Annotated in this window: 3 protein-coding genes; 1 reads left to right on the top strand and 2 read right to left on the bottom strand. The window is 48.4% G+C overall.

The features are described from left to right. Positions 1-560: 560 nt before the first annotated feature. A complete protein-coding gene (locus MHN01_RS20580) occupies positions 561-1,427 on the bottom strand; it encodes a MurR/RpiR family transcriptional regulator (RefSeq protein WP_239413130.1) in 867 nt (288 codons plus the stop codon). Between the two features lie 312 nt (positions 1,428-1,739). Here MHN01_RS20580 and MHN01_RS20575 point away from each other — a divergent pair, with 312 nt between their 5' ends. Then, positions 1,740-2,636, top strand: coding sequence for a dihydrodipicolinate synthase family protein (locus MHN01_RS20575; RefSeq protein WP_239413129.1), 897 nt, complete (start codon positions 1,740-1,742; stop codon positions 2,634-2,636). Between the two features lie 70 nt (positions 2,637-2,706). Here the strand turns inward: MHN01_RS20575 and ruvB are convergent. After that, positions 2,707-3,534 (bottom strand): Holliday junction branch migration DNA helicase RuvB (gene ruvB, locus MHN01_RS20570; protein WP_239413128.1); only part of this gene is annotated, 828 nt, incomplete at its 5' end.

Here is a 3,534-nt window from a genome sequence, read left to right as displayed (position 1 = left end):
CAAGGCTGTAAAGCAGTTTTTAGATATGGCAGTCATGTGTAGCACCACTCCAGGATGATATTTACTAATGAAGTTTGACTCCAATTTATTTATTACGGAGTTAAACTTCAACAACCATGACTCAAAACAGCGATCTCAAGCCCACTTTTGACCGCAAACTTCACAATAAACGCGATCACGCGCAAATTTTACCGCCATAAGCACATATTGAAATGGAGTTACACTCCACACAAGGTTCTACAAAGCCATCCTCCATTCAGGATAAGCGGCGTATCTCAAACTAACAGACCAGACATGTTGGGTATGTTAAGTGTAGTTGGGATGAAAAAGCGGCTTCACTCTACAAGCAGAGATAATGCTTAAAGAAAAAAATGATGGGAGCTAAATGTGGGACAAGGCAAGTATTGGGAAAGGCTTAGCCTAAACCTCAGGCAACCTCAGGCAACCTCAGGCGAGAGCCGAGAGCCGAGAGCAAAACTGGCACAGAAACTTAAAGCCCGGCTTATTATCAATAGACCGGGCACTGTTCCATTAAAATTTGGCACTTAAATAGTGCTCTACTATGACTCCAGAGCTTTGGTTGTCTTTAGCTTCTTAACCTGAGCGCCGGAAACATCATCTCTGACCAGCAGCGTATACACCAAATCCAACACAAACAACTGAGAGATCTTGGTACCAATGGAGTCCCCTTGCAGTTTACCCTGGCGATTACCGTTCACCAATACCCAGTCGGCATGCTCAGTAATGGTCGAGCGCGGATTGTGGGTTATCGCAACTGTCTTGGCACCGGCCTCTTTCGCCAATTTCAACGCCTTGGCGGTTTCTGCAGAGCTGCCTGAATGGCTCACACCTATTGCCAAATCATCGGGCTGCAGTAACGCAGCCTTCATATACATAAAGTGATTATTGGTTAGTGCATCTACATTGTAGCCAATCCGCATAAATTTATTCTTGGCATCCTCTGCCGTAATACCGGACGAGCCTACACCAAAGAAATAGACAGCGCGCGAGGTTCGAATTTGCTCAGCCACTTTCTCTAACGTCGTAAAATCGAGCAAGTTAAGTGTTTCGGCTAATACACTGTTTATCGTGCTCTGCAGTTTCTGTCCGATCAGCTCGGCATCATCTTCCGGGGTGACATCGGTATCAAGAAGCGATTTCTCATTTTTGCTCTGGCTGGAGAGCTCAATGGCCAGTTCCATCTTAAAGTCCTGAAACCCTTTGAAGCCAAGCGTACGGCAAAATCGAATGATCGTCGCCTCACCGACATTGGCCGTTTGAGACAATTCCGCAATGGACAACTTGGTGACTTCAGCGGGATTGGCCAAGACAAAATCGGATATACGTCTTGCTGATGGAGTCAGGCTCTCATGCAGGCTGCCCATCATATCAAGCACTTTCCCTGCTTTTGCCGGAATATGTTGCATAACCATCCTTCTACCTCTGGCTATCGACTAACTCTGATTCGTTACAGTGATTTTCCCATGAGCTCCATTTGTTGTGAAGTATTACTCCGCAGATATCAAAAAAATATGCACCTAATCATCTTTGCCTCACCTGTTTTATCCTCTATTGTCGCAAAAATGAGGCTTTGTAAGCGGTGTCACACTTTTAAGCCACGGCGAAAAAAACCTTTCGTTCATGATTGTCAGATGAAACTTTACTCCATAGAATAAATCAAAACTCCGCTATCATTCTTTATTTTGAAGTTTAGCTTCATCACTTAGAGGTGCTACACAATGGAAAAACTCACAGGCCTTATCGCCGCTCCGCATACGCCGTTTGATGCTGACGGCAATGTTAACTTTCCCGTCATTGATCAAATCGCCCAGCACCTGATCCGCGATGGCGTTAACGGTGTTTATATCTGCGGGACGACGGGTGAAGGTATTCACTGTTCGGTTGAAGAGCGTAAGGCTATTGCCGAGCGCTGGGTCCGTACTGCCCAAGGAAAGCTGAAAATTACCGTCCATACCGGTGCCCTGAGTATTGTTGATACCCTGGAATTAACCCGCCATGCTGAAACGCTCGACATTTTTGCAACGTCTGCCATTGGCCCATGCTTCTTTAAGCCCGCCTCTGTCGATGATCTCGTTGACTACTGCGAACAAGTGGCCGCGGCAGCCCCTTCCAAAGGGTTTTACTATTACCACTCGGGTATGTCCGGGGTAAATCTGGATATGGAGCAGTTCCTGATCAAGGCTGAACCACGCATTCCGAACCTATACGGCCTGAAGTTTAATAGCGGTGATCTTTACGAGTACCAGCGCTGTCTGCGCGCCTGCAACGGCAAGTTTGATATTCCGTTTGGTGTTGATGAGCACTTGCCGGGGGCCTTAGCTGTTGGTGCAACCGGCGCTGTCGGTAGCACCTATAACTATGCCGCTCCTTTGTTCCATAAAATCATTGACGACTTCGCCAAAGGCGACCAGGCCGCCGTCTATAAAGATATGGACAGCGTTATAGCGCTGATCCGGGTACTCGTTCAATACGGCGGCGTCGCAGCCGGTAAAGCGGCAATGGCACTGCATGATATTGATGCTGGTGATCCTCGTCTCCCACTCAAGCCTCTTACCAACGAGCAAAAAGCAGACGTCGTCAGCAAAATGCGTGCGACAGGCTTCACCCAGCTTTAACAGAAAAGAGAACATAAAAAAACGAGGCCTCCGGACCTCGTTTTTACTTTTGACAATCTAGTGAATAAAGTTAACGCGTTTCAGGAAGATCCAAACCAAAATGCAGGTACGCACGCTGGGTCGCTATACGCCCGCGGGGAGTACGTTGCAAAAAGCCCTGCTGGATCAAATACGGTTCCAGCACATCTTCAATGGTATCTTTTTCTTCACCAATCGCTGCGGCCAGGTTATCCAAACCGACGGGACCGCCCATAAACTTATCGATAATCGCCATTAACAACTTGCGATCCATGTAGTCAAAGCCACTGCTGTCGACATCCAGCATATCCAGCGCTTTGGCAGCAATGTCCGGACAGATATGACCGTTCCCTTTCACCTCGGCATAATCACGGACACGTCGCAGCAATCGGTTGGCAATACGTGGTGTACCACGGGCACGCATGGCCACTTCCATCGCCCCGGCCTCTTCCATCGACAGGCCAAGACAGTTCGAGCTACGCTGAACAATATCCCTAAGATCATCCACCTTGTAGTATTCGAGTCGCTGGGTAATACCAAAACGATCACGCAGCGGTGACGTCAGCGAGCCTGCACGTGTTGTCGCGCCAATCAGGGTAAAAGGCGGCAAGTCAATTTTGATCGAACGTGCTGCCGGCCCCTCGCCAATCATGATATCCAACTGGTAATCTTCCATTGCCGGATATAAGACTTCTTCGACCTGAGGACTCAAACGGTGGATCTCATCGATGAAAAGGACATCGTTCTCTTCAAGGTTGGTCAGCAATGCCGCAAGATCGCCCGCCTTTTCCAGTACCGGGCCTGATGTCGTCCGGATACTCACGCCCATCTCATTGGCAACAATGTTCGCCAATGTTGTTTTACCCAGCCCAGGAGGGCC

The organism is Photobacterium sp. OFAV2-7, assembly GCF_022347985.1.
In the GTDB taxonomy this organism is placed as follows: domain Bacteria; phylum Pseudomonadota; class Gammaproteobacteria; order Enterobacterales; family Vibrionaceae; genus Photobacterium.
Note: the sequence above shows the minus strand (reverse complement) of the source record. Positions and strands in the feature narration are given on the sequence as shown.

Excerpts from the sequence above, each read along its gene's own strand:
- MHN01_RS20580 (WP_239413130.1), bottom strand. The coding sequence starts at position 1,427 with ATGCAACATATTCCGGCAAAAGCAGGGAAAGTGCTTGATATGATGGGC.
- MHN01_RS20575 (WP_239413129.1), top strand. The coding sequence starts at position 1,740 with ATGGAAAAACTCACAGGCCTTATCGCCGCTCCGCATACGCCGTTTGAT.